Origin of the sequence: Acidovorax sp. Leaf78, assembly GCF_001422735.1 — a bacterium.
GTDB lineage: Bacteria > Pseudomonadota > Gammaproteobacteria > Burkholderiales > Burkholderiaceae_C > Acidovorax.
This window is the reverse complement of record NZ_LMLZ01000001.1, coordinates 77,944-95,976: the sequence shown is the minus strand read 5'-3', so window position 1 is coordinate 95,976 and position 18,033 is coordinate 77,944. Positions and strand designations below refer to the sequence as shown.

17 protein-coding genes are annotated in these 18,033 nt (G+C 68.4%); 13 read left to right on the top strand and 4 right to left on the bottom strand.

Translation table 11 applies throughout. From position 1 onward, the window contains the following. Positions 1 to 6: 6 nt before the first annotated feature. The 9 genes from ASF16_RS00425 (at position 7) to ASF16_RS00385 (ending at position 10,702) form a co-directional block, all read left to right on the top strand. A complete protein-coding gene (locus ASF16_RS00425) occupies positions 7 to 882 on the top strand; it encodes an ABC transporter permease (protein ID WP_056161374.1) in 876 nt (291 codons plus the stop codon). A gap of 187 nt (positions 883 to 1,069) precedes the next feature. Next, positions 1,070 to 2,107: an ABC transporter ATP-binding protein gene (locus tag ASF16_RS00420; RefSeq protein ID WP_056161373.1), complete on the top strand. Its 1,038-nt coding sequence runs from the start codon at positions 1,070 to 1,072 to the stop codon at positions 2,105 to 2,107. After that, on the top strand, positions 2,104 to 3,003 hold the full coding sequence (locus ASF16_RS00415; RefSeq protein ID WP_056161371.1) for an ATP-binding cassette domain-containing protein: 900 nt from the start codon (positions 2,104 to 2,106) through the stop codon (positions 3,001 to 3,003). Before ASF16_RS00420 ends, ASF16_RS00415 begins: the two co-directional genes overlap by 4 nt. Before the next feature lie 108 nt (positions 3,004 to 3,111). Continuing rightward, a complete protein-coding gene (locus ASF16_RS00410) occupies positions 3,112 to 4,602 on the top strand; it encodes an ABC transporter substrate-binding protein (RefSeq protein ID WP_056161369.1) in 1,491 nt (496 codons plus the stop codon). Positions 4,603 to 4,862: 260 nt separating this feature from the next. Then, positions 4,863 to 6,275 (top strand): amidase, encoded by a 1,413-nt coding sequence (locus tag ASF16_RS00405; RefSeq protein ID WP_056161367.1) that lies wholly within the window; start codon positions 4,863 to 4,865, stop codon positions 6,273 to 6,275. Positions 6,276 to 6,432: 157 nt separating this feature from the next. After that, a complete protein-coding gene (locus ASF16_RS00400) occupies positions 6,433 to 7,041 on the top strand; it encodes a hypothetical protein (RefSeq protein WP_056161365.1) in 609 nt (202 codons plus the stop codon). A 28-nt stretch (positions 7,042 to 7,069) separates the two neighbouring features. Further along, entirely contained in the window at positions 7,070 to 8,416 is a 1,347-nt protein-coding gene (locus ASF16_RS00395) for a tetratricopeptide repeat protein (protein ID WP_056161363.1), read from the top strand. Between the two features lie 223 nt (positions 8,417 to 8,639). Beyond that, on the top strand, positions 8,640 to 9,599 hold the full coding sequence (locus ASF16_RS00390; protein WP_056161361.1) for a hypothetical protein: 960 nt from the start codon (positions 8,640 to 8,642) through the stop codon (positions 9,597 to 9,599). A gap of 197 nt (positions 9,600 to 9,796) precedes the next feature. Further along, positions 9,797 to 10,702 (top strand): hypothetical protein, encoded by a 906-nt coding sequence (locus ASF16_RS00385; RefSeq protein ID WP_156371819.1) that lies wholly within the window; start codon positions 9,797 to 9,799, stop codon positions 10,700 to 10,702. Between the two features lie 6 nt (positions 10,703 to 10,708). Here the strand turns inward: ASF16_RS00385 and ASF16_RS00380 are convergent, their stop codons facing one another. Next, complete coding sequence (locus ASF16_RS00380; protein ID WP_056161357.1) at positions 10,709 to 11,380, bottom strand: histidine phosphatase family protein; 672 nt, start codon at positions 11,378 to 11,380, stop codon at positions 10,709 to 10,711. 122 nt (positions 11,381 to 11,502) lie between these two features. Further along, entirely contained in the window at positions 11,503 to 11,736 is a 234-nt protein-coding gene (locus tag ASF16_RS00375; protein WP_056162445.1) for a hypothetical protein, read from the bottom strand. A 331-nt stretch (positions 11,737 to 12,067) separates the two neighbouring features. On the opposite strand from ASF16_RS00375, the gene ASF16_RS00370 reads away from it, so the two are divergent. From ASF16_RS00370 to ASF16_RS00355, 4 genes are read left to right on the top strand one after another with little or no spacing between them, the layout of a single operon-like run. Continuing rightward, positions 12,068 to 12,739 (top strand): biliverdin-producing heme oxygenase, encoded by a 672-nt coding sequence (locus tag ASF16_RS00370; RefSeq protein WP_235507211.1) that lies wholly within the window; start codon positions 12,068 to 12,070, stop codon positions 12,737 to 12,739. Beyond that, on the top strand, positions 12,736 to 14,985 hold the full coding sequence (locus ASF16_RS00365; RefSeq protein ID WP_056161353.1) for an ATP-binding protein: 2,250 nt from the start codon (positions 12,736 to 12,738) through the stop codon (positions 14,983 to 14,985). The genes ASF16_RS00370 and ASF16_RS00365 overlap by 4 nt, the downstream gene beginning before the upstream one ends. A gap of 23 nt (positions 14,986 to 15,008) precedes the next feature. Next, a complete protein-coding gene (locus ASF16_RS00360) occupies positions 15,009 to 15,401 on the top strand; it encodes a response regulator (RefSeq protein ID WP_056161351.1) in 393 nt (130 codons plus the stop codon). 42 nt (positions 15,402 to 15,443) lie between these two features. Then, a complete protein-coding gene (locus tag ASF16_RS00355) occupies positions 15,444 to 16,154 on the top strand; it encodes a hypothetical protein (protein ID WP_056161350.1) in 711 nt (236 codons plus the stop codon). 45 nt (positions 16,155 to 16,199) lie between these two features. On the opposite strand, the gene ASF16_RS00350 is transcribed toward ASF16_RS00355, so the two are convergent. Both ASF16_RS00350 and ASF16_RS00345 read right to left on the bottom strand, forming a co-directional pair. Beyond that, the gene (locus ASF16_RS00350; protein ID WP_235507210.1) at positions 16,200 to 17,099 is read right to left on the bottom strand and encodes a DUF429 domain-containing protein; all 900 of its coding nucleotides are present in this window, start codon (positions 17,097 to 17,099) and stop codon (positions 16,200 to 16,202) included. A gap of 4 nt (positions 17,100 to 17,103) precedes the next feature. After that, positions 17,104 to 17,985 carry a DMT family transporter gene (locus ASF16_RS00345; RefSeq protein ID WP_056161346.1) on the bottom strand — a complete coding sequence of 294 codons (882 nt, stop codon included), beginning with the start codon at positions 17,983 to 17,985 and terminating at the stop codon, positions 17,104 to 17,106. Positions 17,986 to 18,033 lie beyond the last annotated feature (48 nt).

The following is an 18,033-nucleotide window of genomic DNA, read 5'->3' as shown; positions in this document are numbered from 1 at the left end:
TCCCCCATGAGCGCCGTCATCTCCCCCTCCCCTTCCGCCACGGCCGCACCCGGCTGGCTGCACCGTGCGCTGCGCCACCGTAGCTTCGTCATCGGCGCGGTGCTGTCGCTGCTGCTCCTGCTGGCCGCAGCGCTGTCGCTGGTCTGGACGCCCTGGTCGCCCTACGAGATGGACCTGGCCTCCAAGCTGCAGGCGCCTTCGCCCAAGCACTGGCTGGGCACGGATGCGTTCGGTCGCGATGTCGCGTCGCTGTTGCTGGTGGGGGCGCGCAACTCCATCCTGGTGGGCGTGATCGCCGTGGGCATTGGCCTCACCATCGGCACGGCACTGGGCCTGCTGGCTGCGGCCAAGCGGGGCTGGGTCGAAGAGCTCATCATGCGGCTGGCCGACTTCACCTTCGCCTTCCCGGCCATCCTCTCGGCCATCATGATGACGGCGGTGTTCGGCGCCGGCATCGTCAACTCCATCATCGCCATCGGCATCTTCAACATCCCGACGTTTGCGCGCGTCACCCGCGCATCGGCCAATGCGGTGTGGTCGCGCGAATACATCATGGCCTCGCGCGCCTGCGGCAAGGGCAGTTGGCGCATCACCATCGAGCACGTGCTGCCCAACATCTTGTCGGTGCTCATCGTGCAGGCCACCATCCAGTTTGCCATCGCCATCCTGGCCGAAGCCGCCCTGTCGTACCTGGGCCTGGGCACGCAGCCGCCCCAGCCCTCTTGGGGCCGCATGCTGAGCGAGGCGCAGACGCTGATGTTCCAGGCGCCCCTGCTCGCGGTATGGCCTGGCGTCGCGATCGCCATGGCGGTGCTGGGCCTGAACCTGTTGGGCGACGGCCTGCGCGACCTGCTGGATCCACGCCTGGCGAGGAAGAGATGACACCCCCTGAGTCGCTTCGCGCCTTCCCCCTCGCTCGCATTGCTACGCAATGCGGGAGGGGGACGCCCCCAGTGCGGCGGGGCGGCCCTTGCACGGGGGCACTGGTCTCGCGCATGCCTTTGCATCGGCCGCGTCCGGCACGATAGACAGCTGAAAAAAACTCTGCGAACGATGAAGACCTGTTGCCATGCCCTTGCTTGAAGTCTCCAACCTCCGCATCCGCCTGCAGACCCACCGCGGTCCGGCCGATGCCGTGCGCGGCGTGAGCTTTTCGCTGGCGCGCGGCGAAACCCTGGGCCTGATCGGTGAATCGGGCTGCGGTAAATCCATCACCGCCATGTCGCTCATGGGCCTGCTGCCCGACAGCGCGCAGGTCACCGGCAGCATCCGCTTCGACGGCGAAGAGCTCGTGGGCCGCACCGATGCGCAGATGTGCAAGATGCGCGGCAACCGCATCGGCATGGTGTTCCAGGAGCCCATGACGGCCCTGAACCCGGTGCACACCATCGGCCGCCAGGTGGCCGAGCCGCTGCGCCTGCACCGCGGGATGGGCGCGGCCGATGCCCGCAAGGAAGCCATCTCGCTGCTGGACCGCGTGGGCATCCCCACCGCTGCGCAGCGCTTCGACGCCTATCCGCACCAGTTCTCCGGCGGGCAGCGCCAGCGCATCACCATTGCCATGGCACTGGCCTGCGGACCTGATTTACTGATAGCCGACGAGCCCACCACTGCGCTCGATGTGACCATCCAGCAGCAGATCCTGGACCTCATCAGCGACCTGGTGGCCGAGCGCAACATGGCACTGATCCTCATCTCGCACGACCTGGGGGTGATCTCGCAGAACGTGGACCGCATGATGGTGATGTACGGCGGCAGCGTCGTCGAGAGCGGCTCCACGGCGTCCGTCTTCTCCGCGATGACCCATCCCTACACCCGCGGCCTGTTCGCTGCACGGCCCCACCTGGGCGCGGTGCATGCGCCGGGCCAGCGCCCGCGGCTGTCCACCATTCCCGGCACGGTGCCCGAGCTGGTGGACCTGCCCGCCGGCTGCCCGTTTGCCGGCCGCTGCAGCTACACCATCGACGCCTGCCACCACGAGCAGCCAGCCCCCACGCTGGTGTCCACCGATGCCGACGGCGACCACGTCGTGCGCTGCATCCGCCGCGAGGCCATTGCCGCGGCCCTGAGCGCAGAGGCCGTCAAGGTCGTGGAGGTGGCCGCATGAACAACGTCATCGCTCCCTCCACGCAAGGCACCTCCGCAGCACAGCCCGATGGCGCACTGCTGCAGGTCCAGGACCTCGTGCGTGAATACACGCTGCCGCGCGAACATCTGTTTCGCCCACCGGGCACGGTGAAGGCGCTCAACGGCGTGAGCTTTTCGGTCGCCCCCGGGCGCAGCCTGGGCATCGTGGGCGAATCGGGCTCGGGCAAATCCACGCTCGCGCGCCTGGTGATGGCGCTGGACGCACCCACCTCGGGCACGGTGCACCTGCTGGGCCGCAACCTACACCAGCTGCCCACGGCCGAATTGCGCGAGGCCCGGCGCGACTTCCAGATGGTGTTCCAGGACCCGTACGGATCGCTGGACCCGCGCCAGACGGTCGAGCGCATCGTGACCGAGCCGCTGCAGGCACAGGGCCAGACCAGCCGCGCCGAGCAGCGCGAGCAGGCCGCCCAGGTGCTGTCGCAGGTGGGCCTGCGCACCAACGACCTGGGCAAATACCCGCACGAGTTTTCGGGCGGCCAGCGCCAGCGCATCGCCATCGCCCGCGCCCTCATCACCCGCCCGCGCCTCATCGTGGCGGACGAGCCCGTGAGCGCGCTCGATGTGTCGGTGCAGGCCCAGGTGCTCAACCTCATGCAGGACCTGCAGCACGAGTTCGGCATCACCTACATGCTGATCAGCCACGACCTCGCGGTGGTCAACCACCTGTGCGACGAAGTGGTGGTGCTGTACCAGGGCCGCATCGTCGAGCGCGGCTCGCCGGCCGAACTGTTCCGCAACGCGCAGCACCCCTACACGCAGTCGCTGGTGGGTGCCGTGCCGCAGGTGCAGCCCGGCCGCGCCCGCGCGCGGCGCGCGGCGGCAGCCGCACAAGCCACCGCGAAAACCGCATAACCACATGCACACGTGATGGTGTAAAAAGCTTTTGTGGGCCCTGGTAACCATTTGCACCGGGCCCGTCCTCTGGTTTTTTGTCAGGTCTTTTGTCTGGAGTATCCGAACATGCTGAACCGCCGTACCGTCCTTGCCACCGGCGCCATCGCCGCAGTGCCCCTGTCCACCCCGCTCGGCGCGCTGGCGCAGAGCCGCAAAGATGCGGTCACGCTGGCCATGACGCTGGAGCCGCCGGGCCTGGACCCGACCGCCGGCGCGGCATCTGCCATCGGCGAGATCGTCCAGTACAACATCTTCGAGACGCTCACCAAGATCAATGCCGACGGCAGCGTCTCCCCCCTGCTGGCCGAGAGCTGGGAAGTCTCGCCCGACCTCAAGACCTACACCTTCAAGCTGCGCCGCGGCGTGAAGTTCCAGAACGGCGAGCCCTTCACCGCCGCCGCCGTGAAGTTCTCGTACGACCGCGCAGGGGGCGAGAAGAGCACCAACAAGGACAAGCGCACCTTCGCCAACCTCACCACGCAGGTGGTGGACGACTTCACCGTCGTGGTCCTGAACAAGGACATCGACCCCGACCTGCTCTTCGTGCTGGGCCAGGCCACCTCCATCATCGTGGAGCCCAAGAGCGCCGACGGCAACGCCAACAAGCCCGTGGGCACCGGCCCCTACCAGCTCAACGCCTGGAACAAGGGCTCGTCCATCGTGCTGACGGCGTGGGAAGGCTTTCGCGATGCCAAGGCGCTCAAGATCAAGCGCGCCACCTTCCGCTTCATCTCCGACCCGGCCGCCCAAGTGGCCGCCCTGCTGGCGGGCGATGTGGATGCGTTCCCGCGCGTCACGCCCCGCAGTGTGCCGCAGTTCAAGTCCAACCCCCGCTTCCAGGTGGTGGTGAGTGGCTCGCGCGCCAAGACCATCCTGGCCATCAACAACGGCAAGAAACCGCTCGATGACGTGCGCGTGCGCCGCGCCATCGCCGCCGCCATCGACCGCAAGGCCGTGATCGAAGGCGCCGCCGACGGCTACGGCGCGCCCATCGGCAGCCACTACGTGCCCGGCGCTTTCGGCTATGTGGACACCACGGGCGTGAACCCGTACGACGTGGAAAAAGCCAAGAAGCTGCTGGCCGAAGCGGGCGTGAAGACGCCGCTGGAGCTGACCGTCACGCTGCCGCCCACGCCGTACGCGCGCCAGGGCGGCGAAGTGATTGCCGCCCAGCTGGCCAAGATCGGCATCGTCGCCAAGCTGCAGAACGTGGAATGGGCGCAGTGGCTCAGCGGCACCTACGGCAGCAAGAACTACGACCTGACGATCATCAGCCACGTCGAGCCGTTCGACCTGGGCAACTTCGCCAAGCCCGACTACTACTGGGCCTACAACTCGCCCAAGTTCAACGAACTGTTCAACCAGATCAAGAACGCCGCCCGCCCCGCCGACCGCTCGCGCCTTCTGGGCGAAGCGCAGCGCCTGCTGGCACAGGACTCGGTGCACGCGTTCCTGTATTCCAACCAGTGGATCACGGTGGCCAACAAGAACCTCAAGGGCCTGTGGAAAGACATGCCGGTGTTCGTGAACGATATCTCGTCGCTGTCCTGGTCTTGAGATTAAACACCCCCTGAGTCGCTTCGCGCCTTCCCCCTCTCTCGACTCGCTGCGCGAGTCGGGAGGGGGACGCCCCCGGTGCGGCGGGGCGGCCCTTGCACGGGGACACTGGCTATGGCCGCGCCAGTTTCGTGGGCTGAGGGCGGCGCGCTGCGCAATGGATCACTAAAACGAGCGGTAGTGAATTGCTCCCAAAACAATAGCTGCTAGCGCTTTACCAGCAGGCGGTAGCAGCCTTTTTTACTTGTAGAACTCCCGACATGACTGCCTTGCACGACCTGCCCGCCCACGAACTCCTGGCCGCCTACCGCCAGCGCACACTCTCTCCGGTAGAGGTCACGCAGGCAGTGCTGGCGCACATCGAGCGCTGGGAGCCCCACATCCAGGCCACCTACCTGCTGCGGCCCGAGGCTGCGCTTGAACAGGCCCGTGCGTCGGAAGCCCGCTGGCACAAGGGCGAGCCCCAGGGCCTGCTGGACGGCGTGCCCAGCACCATCAAGGAAAACATCGCCACGCAGGGCGACCCGACGCCCCTGGGCACCGCAGCCGTGGAACTGCTGGCCGCGTCGGCCGACGCACCACCGGCTGCACGCATGCGCGAATCCGGCGCCGTCATCGTCGCCAAGACCACCATGCCCGACTACGGCATGCTGTCTTCGGGCCTGTCCACCTTCCACCCGCTGTCGCGCAACCCGTGGGACACCAGCAAGGGCCCCGGCGGCTCCAGCGCAGGCGGGGGTGCGGCAGCCGCTGCAGGCTACGGCCCGCTGCACATCGGCACCGACATCGGTGGGTCGCTGCGGCTGCCGGCCAGCTGGTGCGGCATCTTCAGCCTCAAGCCCAGCCTGGGCCGCATCCCCATCGACCCACCGTACACCGGCCGCGCCGCGGGGCCGATGACCCGCACCGTGGCCGACGCCGCGCTGATGATGCAGGTGCTCAGCCAGCCCGACGCGCGCGACAGCATGAGCCTGCCCGCGCAGGACATCGCCTGGGGCCAGTTCGACCAGCGGGCCGAGCGCACGCGCGGCCTGCAAGGCTTGAAGATCGGCCTGCTGCTGGACGCCGGCTGCGGCCTGCCCGTGGAGCCTGAAGTCAAGGCCGCCATCGAGCGCGCGGCGCGCCTGATGGAGGCCGCGGGCGCCACCATCGTGCCCCTGCAGCCCTTCATGACCCAGGCCATGCTCGACGGCATGGACCACTTCTGGCGCATGCGCTCGCACATCGACCTGCAGGCCCTGCCCGCAGAGCGCCGCGACAAGGTGCTGCCGTACATCCGCACCTGGGCGGACAGCGCTGCCGGCATGAGCGGCACCGAAGTCTTCAACGCCAGCCACCAGTTCCACCTGACGCGCGTGGCCACTGTCAAAGCCTGCAGCGCGTTCGACTACGTGATCTCGCCCGTGGCGCCCATGCCCGCCTTCCAGGCCGAACTGCCCTCGCCCACCAACGACCCGCTGCGCCCGCTGGAGCACATCGGCTTCACCGTGCCGTTCAACATGTCCGAGCAGCCTGCAGCGTCGGTCAACTGCGGCTACACGTCCACCGGCCTGCCCATCGGGCTGCAGATCGCCGGTGCGCGCTTCGACGACCTGGGCGTGCTGCAGGTGGCGCACGCGTTCGAGCAGATCCGCGACCCGCAGCGCCCCTGGCCGCTGCCGCCTGCGGCTTAGACTCGGATTTGGACTTGGACTGAGAACAGGTTCTTCCCCTGTGCCTCGCGCGCCGCAGTTGTTGGTACGCTCGGGGGGCACAGGCGCCGGCCGTCCGGCGTGTTCTTTTTCTGCGGCCAGCGCACACCGGGGCCTCAACGCACTACGTCACCACAGCATGGACATCCTCATCATGGCGATCCTCATCGCCACCGGCACCTTCATGCTCAACGCCAAAGAGCAGCGCAAGCGCATCGTGCTGCTGGGCAGCCACCTGGCCAACTACCAGATCGAAAAGCTCATGGAGGCGCTGACCGACGGCTACCTGCGCGCACTGGGCGAAGGCACCGACGAACGCCGCGGCCAGATCTGGAGCCTGCTGAGCACCACCGAGCTGCAGCTGAGCGAGCAGTTCAACCGCTTCGCCGCCGACTTCGCCAAGATGAGCGAAGAAAGCACGCGGGTCAGCCGCCTGTCCATGGCCTTTCCGTTCGTCGAAAAAGTGCTGCCCGCCTTGACCTTCGACATGCGCAAGGCCCTGGCCATCCACGCGCGCGGCATCGCCCACGTGGTGCAGAACACCGGCCACCTGTCGCCCAAGGACCGGGCCTACATGATGACGGCCGAGCTCTTCCTCATGCAGCACACCTGCCACTGGTTCTGCAAGTCCAAGACCATCGCCACCGCCCGCATGCTGGCCCGCCACCAGACCCCGCACGAACAACTCGTCGCCTCCGTGTCGGCCGAGACGCGCAACGCCTACCTGGCCCTGATCAAGGGCGGCTGACCGCGGCGGCCGCCACCATGCTCTCACCATGCAGCCACAGCCACACACGCCCCTGACCGACAGCCTGGGCAACCCCGCCACGCTGCACGATGCGGCCAGCCTGGCGGCGCTCAATGACTTCGTGGAAGGCTTCATCGCCTGCGAAGCCCGCGCGGTGAACGTGCTCGGCGCGGCCGCGGACACCAGCGCCATCGTGCAGGCCTGCTGCGCGGCGCTGCATATGTTTGCCGAGTCGGCGGACGCATCGCACAACGCACGCCCCTTCATCGACCAGGCCCTCGCCAGCGCGCCACACGCCAGCGAGCGCGAACAGCGCTTCGTGGCCGCCGTGGCGGCGTGGGTTGAGGGCGACCTGCCCCGCGCCATCGCCCTGCACGAAGAGCAGGCCCGCCTGCACCCGCGCGACCTGGCTTCGCTCAAGCTCGGCCAGTACCACTTGTTCAACCGCGGCGACTCGCCCGGCATGCTGCGCATGGCCCTGCAGGCCGTGCCCGCTGCCGCCGACGTGCCCTACCTGCACGGCATGCTGGCCTTCGGCTGGGAGCAGTGCCACCTGCTGACCGAGGCCGAGGCCGCCGCACGCCACGCCGTCACCCTGTGCCGCAAGGAGCCCTGGGCCCACCACGCGCTGGCCCACGTGATGCTGACTCAGGGGCGCATCACCGAAGGCACAGACTTCCTGGCCGGCGTGAGCGACACCTGGACGGGCCTGAACTCCTTCATGGTCACCCACAACTGGTGGCACCAGGCCCTGTTCCTGCTGGAGCAGGACCGCCATGCCGACGTGCTGGCGCTGTACGACCAGCAGGTCTGGGGCGTGGTCAAGGAATACACGCAGGACCAGATCAACGCCGTCTCGCTGCTGGCGCGCCTGGAGCTGGCGGGCGTCGATGTGGGCCCCCGCTGGGCCGACGTGGCCGACCACCTGGCCCTGCGCCTGTCCGACCACGTGCTGCCGTTTCTCGACCTGCAGTACCTCTACGGCCTGGCCCGCGCAGGCCGCACCGCACCCGCGCTCACCCTGCTGCGCAACATCGAGACCCACGCCGCCACCCGCACCGAGTCCCATGAACGCACGGTCTGGCAGCAGGTCTGCGTACCCGCCGCGCAAGGCCTGCTCGCGCACGCCCAGGGCGACTGGGCCACCGCGGCCCGGCAACTGGGCCTGGCATTGCCCCGCCTGACCGAGATCGGCGGCAGCCACGCGCAGCGCGACCTGTTCCACCAGATCTGGCTGGATGCGCTGCAGCGCAACGGGCAGTGGGCGGCGGTGCAGAACCTGCTGCAGCCCTTGTCAAATGCGCAGCCGGAGTCGGTGAGGCTGGCTCGGCAGGTGGGGGTGGTGAATGGGGCGTTGGGGTTGCCTGCGCTCTAAGCCAGAAAGCCTCTGTGCACCTGTCAGCCGCTGCCGCGGCGCGGGTCCCGCACCGTGTGCGGGACCCGCAGCGCTTCACCACCCGTCTTGCGATTTCTGCACCCACTCACATCAAGATACAACAAAGCCTGGCGCGCAGAACAAGCTGGCACATTGGCGCGTGAGAATCGAAGAGCGAACGCAACGTTGACGTCTGCAGCAACGCATTCACCGCCCTTTTCATATGCCGCTCGCCATCACCAGCCAACCCGCAGGACCTCGATTCTCGATCACAGACGATGCCACGATGCCCACCGTCACGGTCACTGCCGTAATGCAGGGCCAGCCCATACCGAGCGGGCCGGCACCAACGTACGAGTGGTCGGCGACGCTCGCGTTCGATGGCAGTGCTCCACCGACCAACGTCTCTTTTGGTGGAGGGCGGAGCACGCAGCACAGCCGCATCGCACCGCTGACGGGACTCAGTCCCACATGGCGCATTCCGTTCACCGAAGTGCGCGGCGGCCTGCTGACCGTGCAGGTGATCATGCGCGTGGGAACCACTGAGCAGCGCGCGCGTGCCAGTTGGACCGTCGTGGGCACCAACCCCACGGGTACGGCCATACGCGCCTTCGCCAACAGCATCGGAGCCAACCGCCCTGTCTTTCGCAAGAAGATGCGGCAGGAGAGCTCCCTCCAGCAATTCCGCACCCCGAGCAACTGGCCCAAGTACAGCAGCGACGGTCTGGGCGGCGTAGGCCTGTGCCAGCTCACCCGCCCGGCGCCTACGGCGGACCAAACCTGGAACTGGAAGGACAATGTGCGCGGAGGCTGGGCGCTGTACCAGGAGAAGGAGCGCATTGCGAAAAGTTATCCTCGCAACGTACGCACCGGAGAGCGTTTTAAAAACTTGGTGACTGCATGGAATCGGGCTCGCACCGCGCAGGGACTTCCAGCACTGCCCGTTGAATTGCCGGACTACACGCCCGAGCAGCTTGAACTCGACACGCTGCGCGGGTTCAACGGCTACGCCAACGGTTTGCATGAATACCGCGTGCGGCAGGACAACGGAGTGCTCTTCGTCACCGTCGACGGCAGCGGCACGCGCGGCTTCGCCGAGTGGGAACGTGTGCCGGTGGCCGACCGGGGCACGGTAGGAGACCCCAACTACGTCGAGAACGTGCTCGCCCAATCGGATTTCTGACCGTGGAACTCCGAATGCCCACGTCCGCACCTCGCCACTGCGCAGTCCTGATGCAGACCGCTGCGCTTGCGTTGGTCGTCTTTCTCGGGGGCTGCTCACGCGAGGCAGAAACTCCGCGTACAACGTCCGGGACGGCCAGCGCACCTGCGCAAGCTGCCGATCGTCCGCTCCTCCATGTCGTGTACTGCAACGGCACGGTGGACCAGCTCGATCTGTCGCAGCAAGCCAAGGTAGGGAGCTTTCAGCTCTCTGCGCGCAGCGGCACACCCGCGGCCGTAGCCCCGCTGCCAGGGCCTGGGGTGCGCCCAGACAGCTGCCTGGCACGGCCTGCCGAATCCCAAGGTCAGGAGGCTGGCTCCGCAGGGGCCGTCCACATCGTTGCATCGGACCGCCTGTCGCGCAATGACGCCGATGGGCGCAAGCCATACAGCCTGCTCACCTTTGATATGCCAGGCTGGACGCTCCGCGCACGGCAGGACCTGGGTTCGTTCGACGTGCTCAACGGAGCGCCACCGCGCGTCACCCTCAATGCCGACCAGCGATGGGAAGCGATCCCTCCAGAAAAGGACGCCGCCGCGGACATGCTCGCCGAGGCCTCCCAGTTCGCACGTGGCGATACCCTGGGGCTCGCCAATCCGCTGGCATGGTCCGCCGATACCGTGCTCGTCGAATACACCGCCACCGACACGAACGATGCCGCCGTGGCAATGATCGACCGTGCACGGCGCAGCGTCCAGCGCATCGACGGCTTGCCGGGCACGGATCCACAGCCCACCCTCATCCTGGCGCCCGGGGGCAAATATCTGCTGCATGGAGTCAACAGGATGACCCCGGTCGACGGCGGCCAGAAGCTGGCGGCCACGGGCGAAATCCGCATCTATGGAGAAGACGGAAAGCTGGTCAAGACCTTGACCGACGAGCGTGTGGCCGACGACTGGCACGCCATCACTGTCTCGCCCGGAGGGCTCGCGGTGTTCACCAACCGGAAAGGCGACTACCGCTTTGTTCCACTGGGGCTGGCTTTCGAGCCTAAGCCTGTGTTGGACCGCCTCACGGATGACCTGGAAGGAACGCGCCCGGGCATCGTCTACGCGGCTCCGTGAGCGGCCCTACCGCACCACCAGCTTCTTCTGGTCATACACCGGCTGCGCCGGCAAGGCCGCCAAGTGCCGCACGTCCGCCCAGTCCAGCACCTCCACCACGTCGCCGCTCACCCGCACGCGATTGAGTCCCGCGTTGGGGATGTCGCTCTGGCGGGGGCCGTCGAGACCCGTGCCGCGGGCGGTGCGCCAGATCATGTCGAGCACGCCGCCGTGGGTCACGACCATGACCTTCTGGCCCTGGTACTGCTGTGCGATGCGGCGCACGGCGTCCATCACGCGGGTGTGGAACTGGCGGGTGGTCTCGCCGCCGGGCATGCCGTAGTCGGCCTCGAAGCGCAGCCATTGGTTCCACGCATCGGCATGGTCGAGCTTGACGTCGTCCACCCGCTTGCCGTCCACGATGCCGAAGTTCTGCTCGCGCAGGCTGCTGTCGGTGAGGGCGTCAATGCGCAGTTGCGGAAACAGCACCTGCAGGGCCGGGGAGGCGGTCTCCTGCGTGCGGATGAGGTCGCTGCAGACCAGGTGGTCCACCGCCAGCTTCTCGGCGGCCAGGCGGTCGGCCAGGCGGCGGGCCTGTTCGTGGCCGGTGGCGTTCAGGGGGATGTCCACGTGGCCCTGAAAGCGCAGCTCGCGGTTCCAGTCGGTTTCGCCGTGGCGGACCAGGATCAGTTCGGTCATGGCTGCATTATCGAATGCATGCACAGCAATGCCAAGAAGTTGCAGCCTACCGCTTATGCGGCGTGCGTTGTTAGCTATGCTTTTTATAACAAAGCAAGGCGGGTGCGGCCACGCCCTCGGTCTCAGCGCATGGGAATGACCAGCACCTTGCGCCGGGGCTGGCAGCCGGGGCCTTCATGGGCGGCGCTGTCACGCTCCCAGCCCTGCCCGGGGGACGTCTGCGCGCACACCCGCGCGCCATCGACCAGGCTGCGCCAGTAGTACCAGGGCGCCGGCGCGGCATGCCCCGGCGCGGCGAGCAGGCTGCCGAGGGCGGTGGCGATGGCCAGTGCGGGCCAATGGCTGAGAGCGGGCATGGTGAAAGCGGGGTCCGGTGGTATGACCAGCATGGTATGCCCCGCGGCGCGGCGCGATCGCCCGAAAAGCGGCGCGAATGCCGCATCGCCACGCGTGACCGGCACCTCACATCGCCACCCGGCCGCCCCCACAGCCACGCCGTGACTGCCGGGGCCGGCCTCCCACGCAGAAGGCGCTGCGCCGCGCAGTGTGCCGAATCAGCACCATGGTTGCGCCCGCGACACACCTACGGGCCAAAGTGCCAAGGGCCCGTCCGGGCGAATCATTAGAATCACGGCCAGCGCAGTGCCCCGAGCTTATGCAATCCGCTTCCTAACTGGTCCCCCGTTCGTGCCCTCCAGCCACCCAGTCTCCGAACTGCCGCCCACTGCGTGCGCGGACCCCTTGCAGGCACTGCGCAGTGCCACTGCCGCGCAGCACGCCCGGCTCGATGCCCACCTCGCCATTGGCCGACCCGATGCATCGCTGGAAGAATACAAGGCGCATGCCCGTGCACTGGCCGCGTGGCTACAGGCGCTGTGGCCTCATCTGCAGATGCTTCAAGCGACGATACCGGGCTTTGTTTTCATGCCAGCCCCCCGATTGGCTGCCCTGGAATCCGATCTGCAAGACATCCCGCCACTGACCACCACTGCCACCGGCACGCCCGGAAGCTGGCCGTTGCCCAGCGCTGCCGCTGGGCAGCTTGCGGCGCAGGCCCTGGCCCGCCACCCGGCACAGCCGCACGCGGTGCGGTGGGGGTTCGCCTATGTGGTGGAGGGCTCCCAGCTGGGTGGACAGGTGCTGTACCGGCAGCTGTCGCCACGGTTGGCGCCGCACCCCCTGCGTTATCTGCATGGCGACGGTGCCGCCACCGGGGCGCGCTGGAAGCTGTTCATCTCGCTGCTGCGCCAGCACGTGACACCATCACCCGCCGCCCTGGAGGCTGCGTGCCTTGGGGCCACCGCAGCCTTTGCCGGGCTGCAAAGCCATTTTCCGGCCCCTGAAGGACTGCCGCAATGAATCCAGAAGCATCCGCCGGCGGCGGCGCCGACGCGGCACGCCCGACGCTGGAAAACTGCGACCGCGAGCCCATCCACATCCCGGGCTCGATCCAGTCCCACGGCGCCCTGATCGCCGTCGACAAGGCGGGCACGGTGCGCCATGCCAGCACCAACGTGGCAGCCATGCTGGGCTGCGCCGTAGCCCCGGGACAGGCACTGCGCGACACGCCGCTGATCGCCCGCCACGCGCTGTTGCGCGACCTGCTCGACGAGGGCCTGGCCACGCTGGCGGGCACGGGCGAGCTGCCGATGCCTTCCGAGCTGGAGGCCGAAGGCCGCAGCTTCGACGTGGTGCTGCACCAGTCGCAGGAGCTGCTGGTGCTGGAGTTCGAGGCACGCCAGGAGTCCACCGATGCACTGGCTGGCTTTGCGATGCAGGCCCACCGCGCCATGGAGAAGCTGCGCCGCCCGCGCCCTGCCATCAACGACCTGCTGCAGCTGGCAACCCAGGAGATCAAGACCCTGACAGGGTTCGACCGCGTCATGGCCTACCGCTTTCGCCAGGATAGCAGCGGCGATGTGGTGGCCGAGTCGCGTGCGGATTTTCTGGATGCCTACCTGGGCCGGCGCTACCCGGCCAGCGACATCCCGGCGCAGGCCCGGGCGCTGTACGTGGCCAACACCTTGCGCCTCATTGCCGATGTGCGGGCCACGCCGGTGCCGCTGGTGCCGGTCGGCGGCGCGCCGCTGGACCTGAGCGCCAGCATCCTGCGCAGCGTGTCGCCCATCCACATCGAGTACCTGACCAACATGGGCGTGGGTGCGTCGATGAGCATCTCCATCGTCATCAACAACCGGCTGTGGGGGCTGCTGGCCTGCCACCACATGGGCCCTCGCCAGGTGCCCTACAGCGTGCGCATGGCCTGCGACGTGATGGCACAGGTGCTGGGCGCCAATATACAGGCCGCCCTGGCGCGCAAGGAGGCCGCGCGCCAGCAGAAGGTGACCGAGCTGCGCATGCGGGTGATGGAGCAGGTGCTGCACTCCGATGACGAGTTCACAGCCCTGTGCTCGCACGCCGGCGCGCTGGCCTGCTCGATGAGCGCCGACGCCATCATCGTGTCGGAACACAGCAAGCTGTGCACCGAAGGCGGCGTGACCGACGCCGCTGCCAAGGTCCTTCTGCAGTGGCTCGATGCCACGCAAGGCGGCAGCGGCATCTACAACACGCATGCACTGCCCCTGGACGCACCCGAGATCGGGCTGCAGTTGGCCCCTTGGTGCGGCGCGCTGGCCCTGCCGCTGGACCGTACCCGGGGCAGCTGGCTGGTGTTTCTGCGCAAGGAGCAGATCGAGACCATCAACTGGGGCGGCAAGCCTGAAAAGGAAGTGCGTGCCGGCCCGCTGGGCCCGCGCCTCACGCCCCGCGGCTCGTTCGACCTGTGGAAGGAAATCGTGCGCTCCAAGTCCGAGCCCTGGACGGCGGACGAGCTCGACACCGCCCGCCAGCTGCTGGCCGAGCTGGTGCGCGCCCAGACCACCCGCCATGCCGAGCTGAACGACGCGCGCGCGCACCTGATGGCGGTGCTCGGCCACGACCTGCGCGACCCGCTGCACTCCATCAGCATGGCCGCGCGGGTGCTGGAGAAGAACAACGCCGCGGACGGCAACACCGGCCGGATCGGCCAGCGCATCCAGTCGTCCAGCAACCGCATGCAGCGCCTGGTGAGCCAGGTGATGGACATGTCCCGCCTGCAAAGCCGGCTGGGCCTGAACCTGCAGCTCAAGACCGTCGACGTGGTGCAACTGCTCGCCGATCTGGTGGACGAGGCGCGCACCGCCCACCCCGGCACGCAGATCGAGATCCACCTGCCCGAGCGCCTGGACGCACAGGCCGACCCCGACCGCATTGCGCAGGTGGTCTCCAACCTCATCAGCAACGCCCGCCACCACGGGGATGCGGGCCAGCCCATCCATGTGCACGCACGGGGCGCGCAAAACGGCGTGCTCATCGAGGTGCGCAATGTGGCGCCGCCCATCGACCCGGCGGTGGCCGCCAACCTGTTCACTCCCTTCAAGTCCTCGTCCGTGGGCAACGAGCGCAACCGCTCCGGCCTGGGCCTGGGCCTGTACATCGCCCACCAGATCGCGCAAGGCCATGGGGGTACCATTGTGTATACGCACCAGCCGCCGCACGTGGTGTTCACGGTGCACCTGCCGCAGACGGACGCTGGCGGCGCAGCCCCGGTCAGCGCCACCTCCTGATATTCCACCCGCTCCAGACAGCCATGCCGCTCGATATCCTCCTCGTTGACGACAACCTCGATGCCACGGAGCTGCTGCAAGAGCTGCTCACGATGGAAGGCCATGCGATCCGCACTGCAGCCACGGCCGCACAGGCACTGGCCCTGGCGCGCGAGAAGCCGGCGCAGATTTTCCTGGTGGACCAGAACCTCCCGGACATGCAGGGCTCCGAACTGCTCCCGTTGCTACGGGCCACGGTGGCTGACCACGGTGCAGGCCGGTGTTTTGCGATCGCCATCACCGGCATGGCATCGGGCGTCAGCGTGGGTACGGAGACAGGGCAGTTCGACTTCATCCTGGGCAAGCCGCTCGATTTCGACGCCTTCGACAACGTGCTCGCCCAGTGCGCCGCAGCGCTGCAGCCGCCCGCCGCCTGATCCTCACTGACAGTTCCGACACCCCCCATACCCCCACCCGCTTTGGCCACCAAAAAACGCCCCCCTTCCGCACCGGGCCCGTCTTCCGACGCGCTGACCGATGCCGGCCTGCAGCACGCCATCCTGATGCGCGCCATCCCGGTGCTGCGCCACGACGTGGCCGGCCCGCTGTCGGTGATGCGCATGGGCACCATGCTGCTCAAGCGCCGCCTGGCCAAGGGCGACATGACGCCCGAGCAGGCGGTGGAGCGCGTGGAGCAGATCGAGGAACAACTGGGCGAGATCGCCCACCACATCCGCCGCCTGCGGCTGTGGGACCTGCAGATCAACGACCGCCACAAGGTGCGCGCCCTGGTGGACGAAGCCATCGAGCTGGCCCGCCCCGCGCTGATGGTCAGCGGTACCGAGATGGAGCCGCTGCCTGCGGACCTGCCGGGCTGGGACGACGACACCCAGGTGCCCCACACCCTGCTGTACGTGGTGCTGGGCGCCATCTACCACCTGGCGGAACAATCGAGCCCGGTGCCCGCCCAGATCACCGTGGCGCCTGCCGGCCCCTTCAGCGTGCGTGTGCAGGCCCGGGGCGCATCCACCGCCACGCGGCTGATGGACGCGGATACCGCGGCGCGTTCGGCCGGCCTGGCACAGCCCCCGGCCCTGGACCTGGCCGCGCTGCTGCAACTGGCGCAACCCCTGGGCGTGCAGGTGCAGGCCAGCGGGTCTGAAGTGACCGTCACGCTGCCGGGCGGCTGAGGCGCACGGCCCCGCCCCTCGGCCCTGCCGATGTGGCGCCGCGACTCAGCCTGCCGCGGGCACGGCAGGCGCCGTCACGATCCAACCCTCCAGCGCATCCAGCCCCGCAGGCAGGCCGTAGAGCGCATCGCCCTCGGCATGGCGCTGCTGGGCCCACGCGGCCTGCACCAGGCACAGCACGGCGTCCAGGCTGTCGCCGCTGGCATCATCCACCAGGGCATCGCGCTGCGCGTGGCTGAGCTTCAGGCGCAGGCCCAGCCGGGTCTGGCCGATCTCCAGCGCGTTCACCAGGTCCTTGCGGGCGATGAGCCGGTCGGGCGTTTGCTTGGTGCGGTCGTCGCTTTTGTAGCTGCGCCGCTGCAGCACCTCGCGCGCGAGCAGGCCGGGGTAGGCCTCCAGCGCCACGCGCGACGGGTCGCCCGCGTGCAGGCCCGGCAGGTGCACACCGGCATCGATCAGGAGCGGCACCCCTGCGTGCAGCATGTAGGCCACAGGCGGGTTAACCCATTTCATCGACGGGCTGGAGCCTGCGGGCCCATCGGTGGCGCGGTGTGCAAACTTGCCGCCCACGGGGCGCGCGTCGCAGAACGCCGCGAACCGCGTGCGGATCTGCTCGCGGCCCAGGCTGCGGTAGTGCTGCATGCAGGCGAGCCAGTCGGTGGGCCAGCCCAAGGTCTCCACCAGCTCGCGCGGCAGGCCGAAAGGCAGGTCGAAGCCGCCGACCCAGCCGCCCGGCGATGCGTCCTGAGAGCCGTTCTGAGACCCGGTGCCCGGCTGCGCAAGCCATTGGCCGAACGCCGACAGTGTGTCGAAGCGCTCCAGCGCTTGCAGCTGCACCCGCGCTCCCTGGCGCTGCCCGAGGGCCAGCACGATGGGCTTGCGGCGGCTGGGGCTGCTGGAAAAATCGCAGCCCAGCAGCATCGGAGCGGTGACGTCTGGCGCCATGGGTCTACCCCAGCGCCAGGGCCGTCACCCCGGCTGCAATGCACAGCGCGCCGCAAATGCGCGCCGCCCGGTCGCCCTCACCCAGCAGATGCCCGCCGATGAGGGCGGCGAACAGCATGGACACCTCGCGCGCCGGCGCCACGTGGGACATGGGCGCCTCGCGCATGGCGTACAGCACCAGCACATAGGCCACGGGGCTCACCACCGCCACCAGCAGCGCAAAGCGCCACTGCGCAAGCCACAGCGTGCGGGCGGTGCGCACATCGCGCAGCACCACCGGCGCGAGCAAGCCCACGCGCACGAAGTTGCCCATGTAGTCGACGAGGATGGGGGACATCAGCAGTATCTTGACCGCATAGCCGTCCACCACCGTGTAGCTGGCGATGAAGGCCCCGGTGAGCAGCCCGTAGGCAATGCCCTTGTGCACGCGTTCGCGCGCCGCGGGGTCGTGCGCCGCGCGCAGCAGGCCCGGGCCGCCCGCGATGAGGAACACGCCGCCCACCACGCCCGCGATGCCCACGGCACCCAGCGCAGAGATGCGCTCGCCCAGCACCGTGATGGCCACCAGCGACGACAGCAGCGGCCCTGAGCCCCGCGCCAGCGGGTACACCACGGTGAGGTCGGCCTTGCGGTAGCCCCGCAGCAGGATCACGTAGTACGCCACGTGCAGCAGCCCGCTGGCCACCACGAAGCCCCACTCCACCGCACCCCACAGCGGCACCACATCGCGCCCCAGCCACCAGCCCAGCGGCGCCCAGAAGACCATCATGATCGCCGAGGTGAAGAACGCAAAGCGCGCATCGCCCCCCGCCTTCTTGGCGGCGATGTTCCAGCACGCGTGGATAAGGCCGGCGACGATGATAAGGGCGAAGGCGGTGAGGGTCACGGTTCAGAGGGAGCGAGGGACATGAATGCAAAAAGCCGCAGCGCCGTC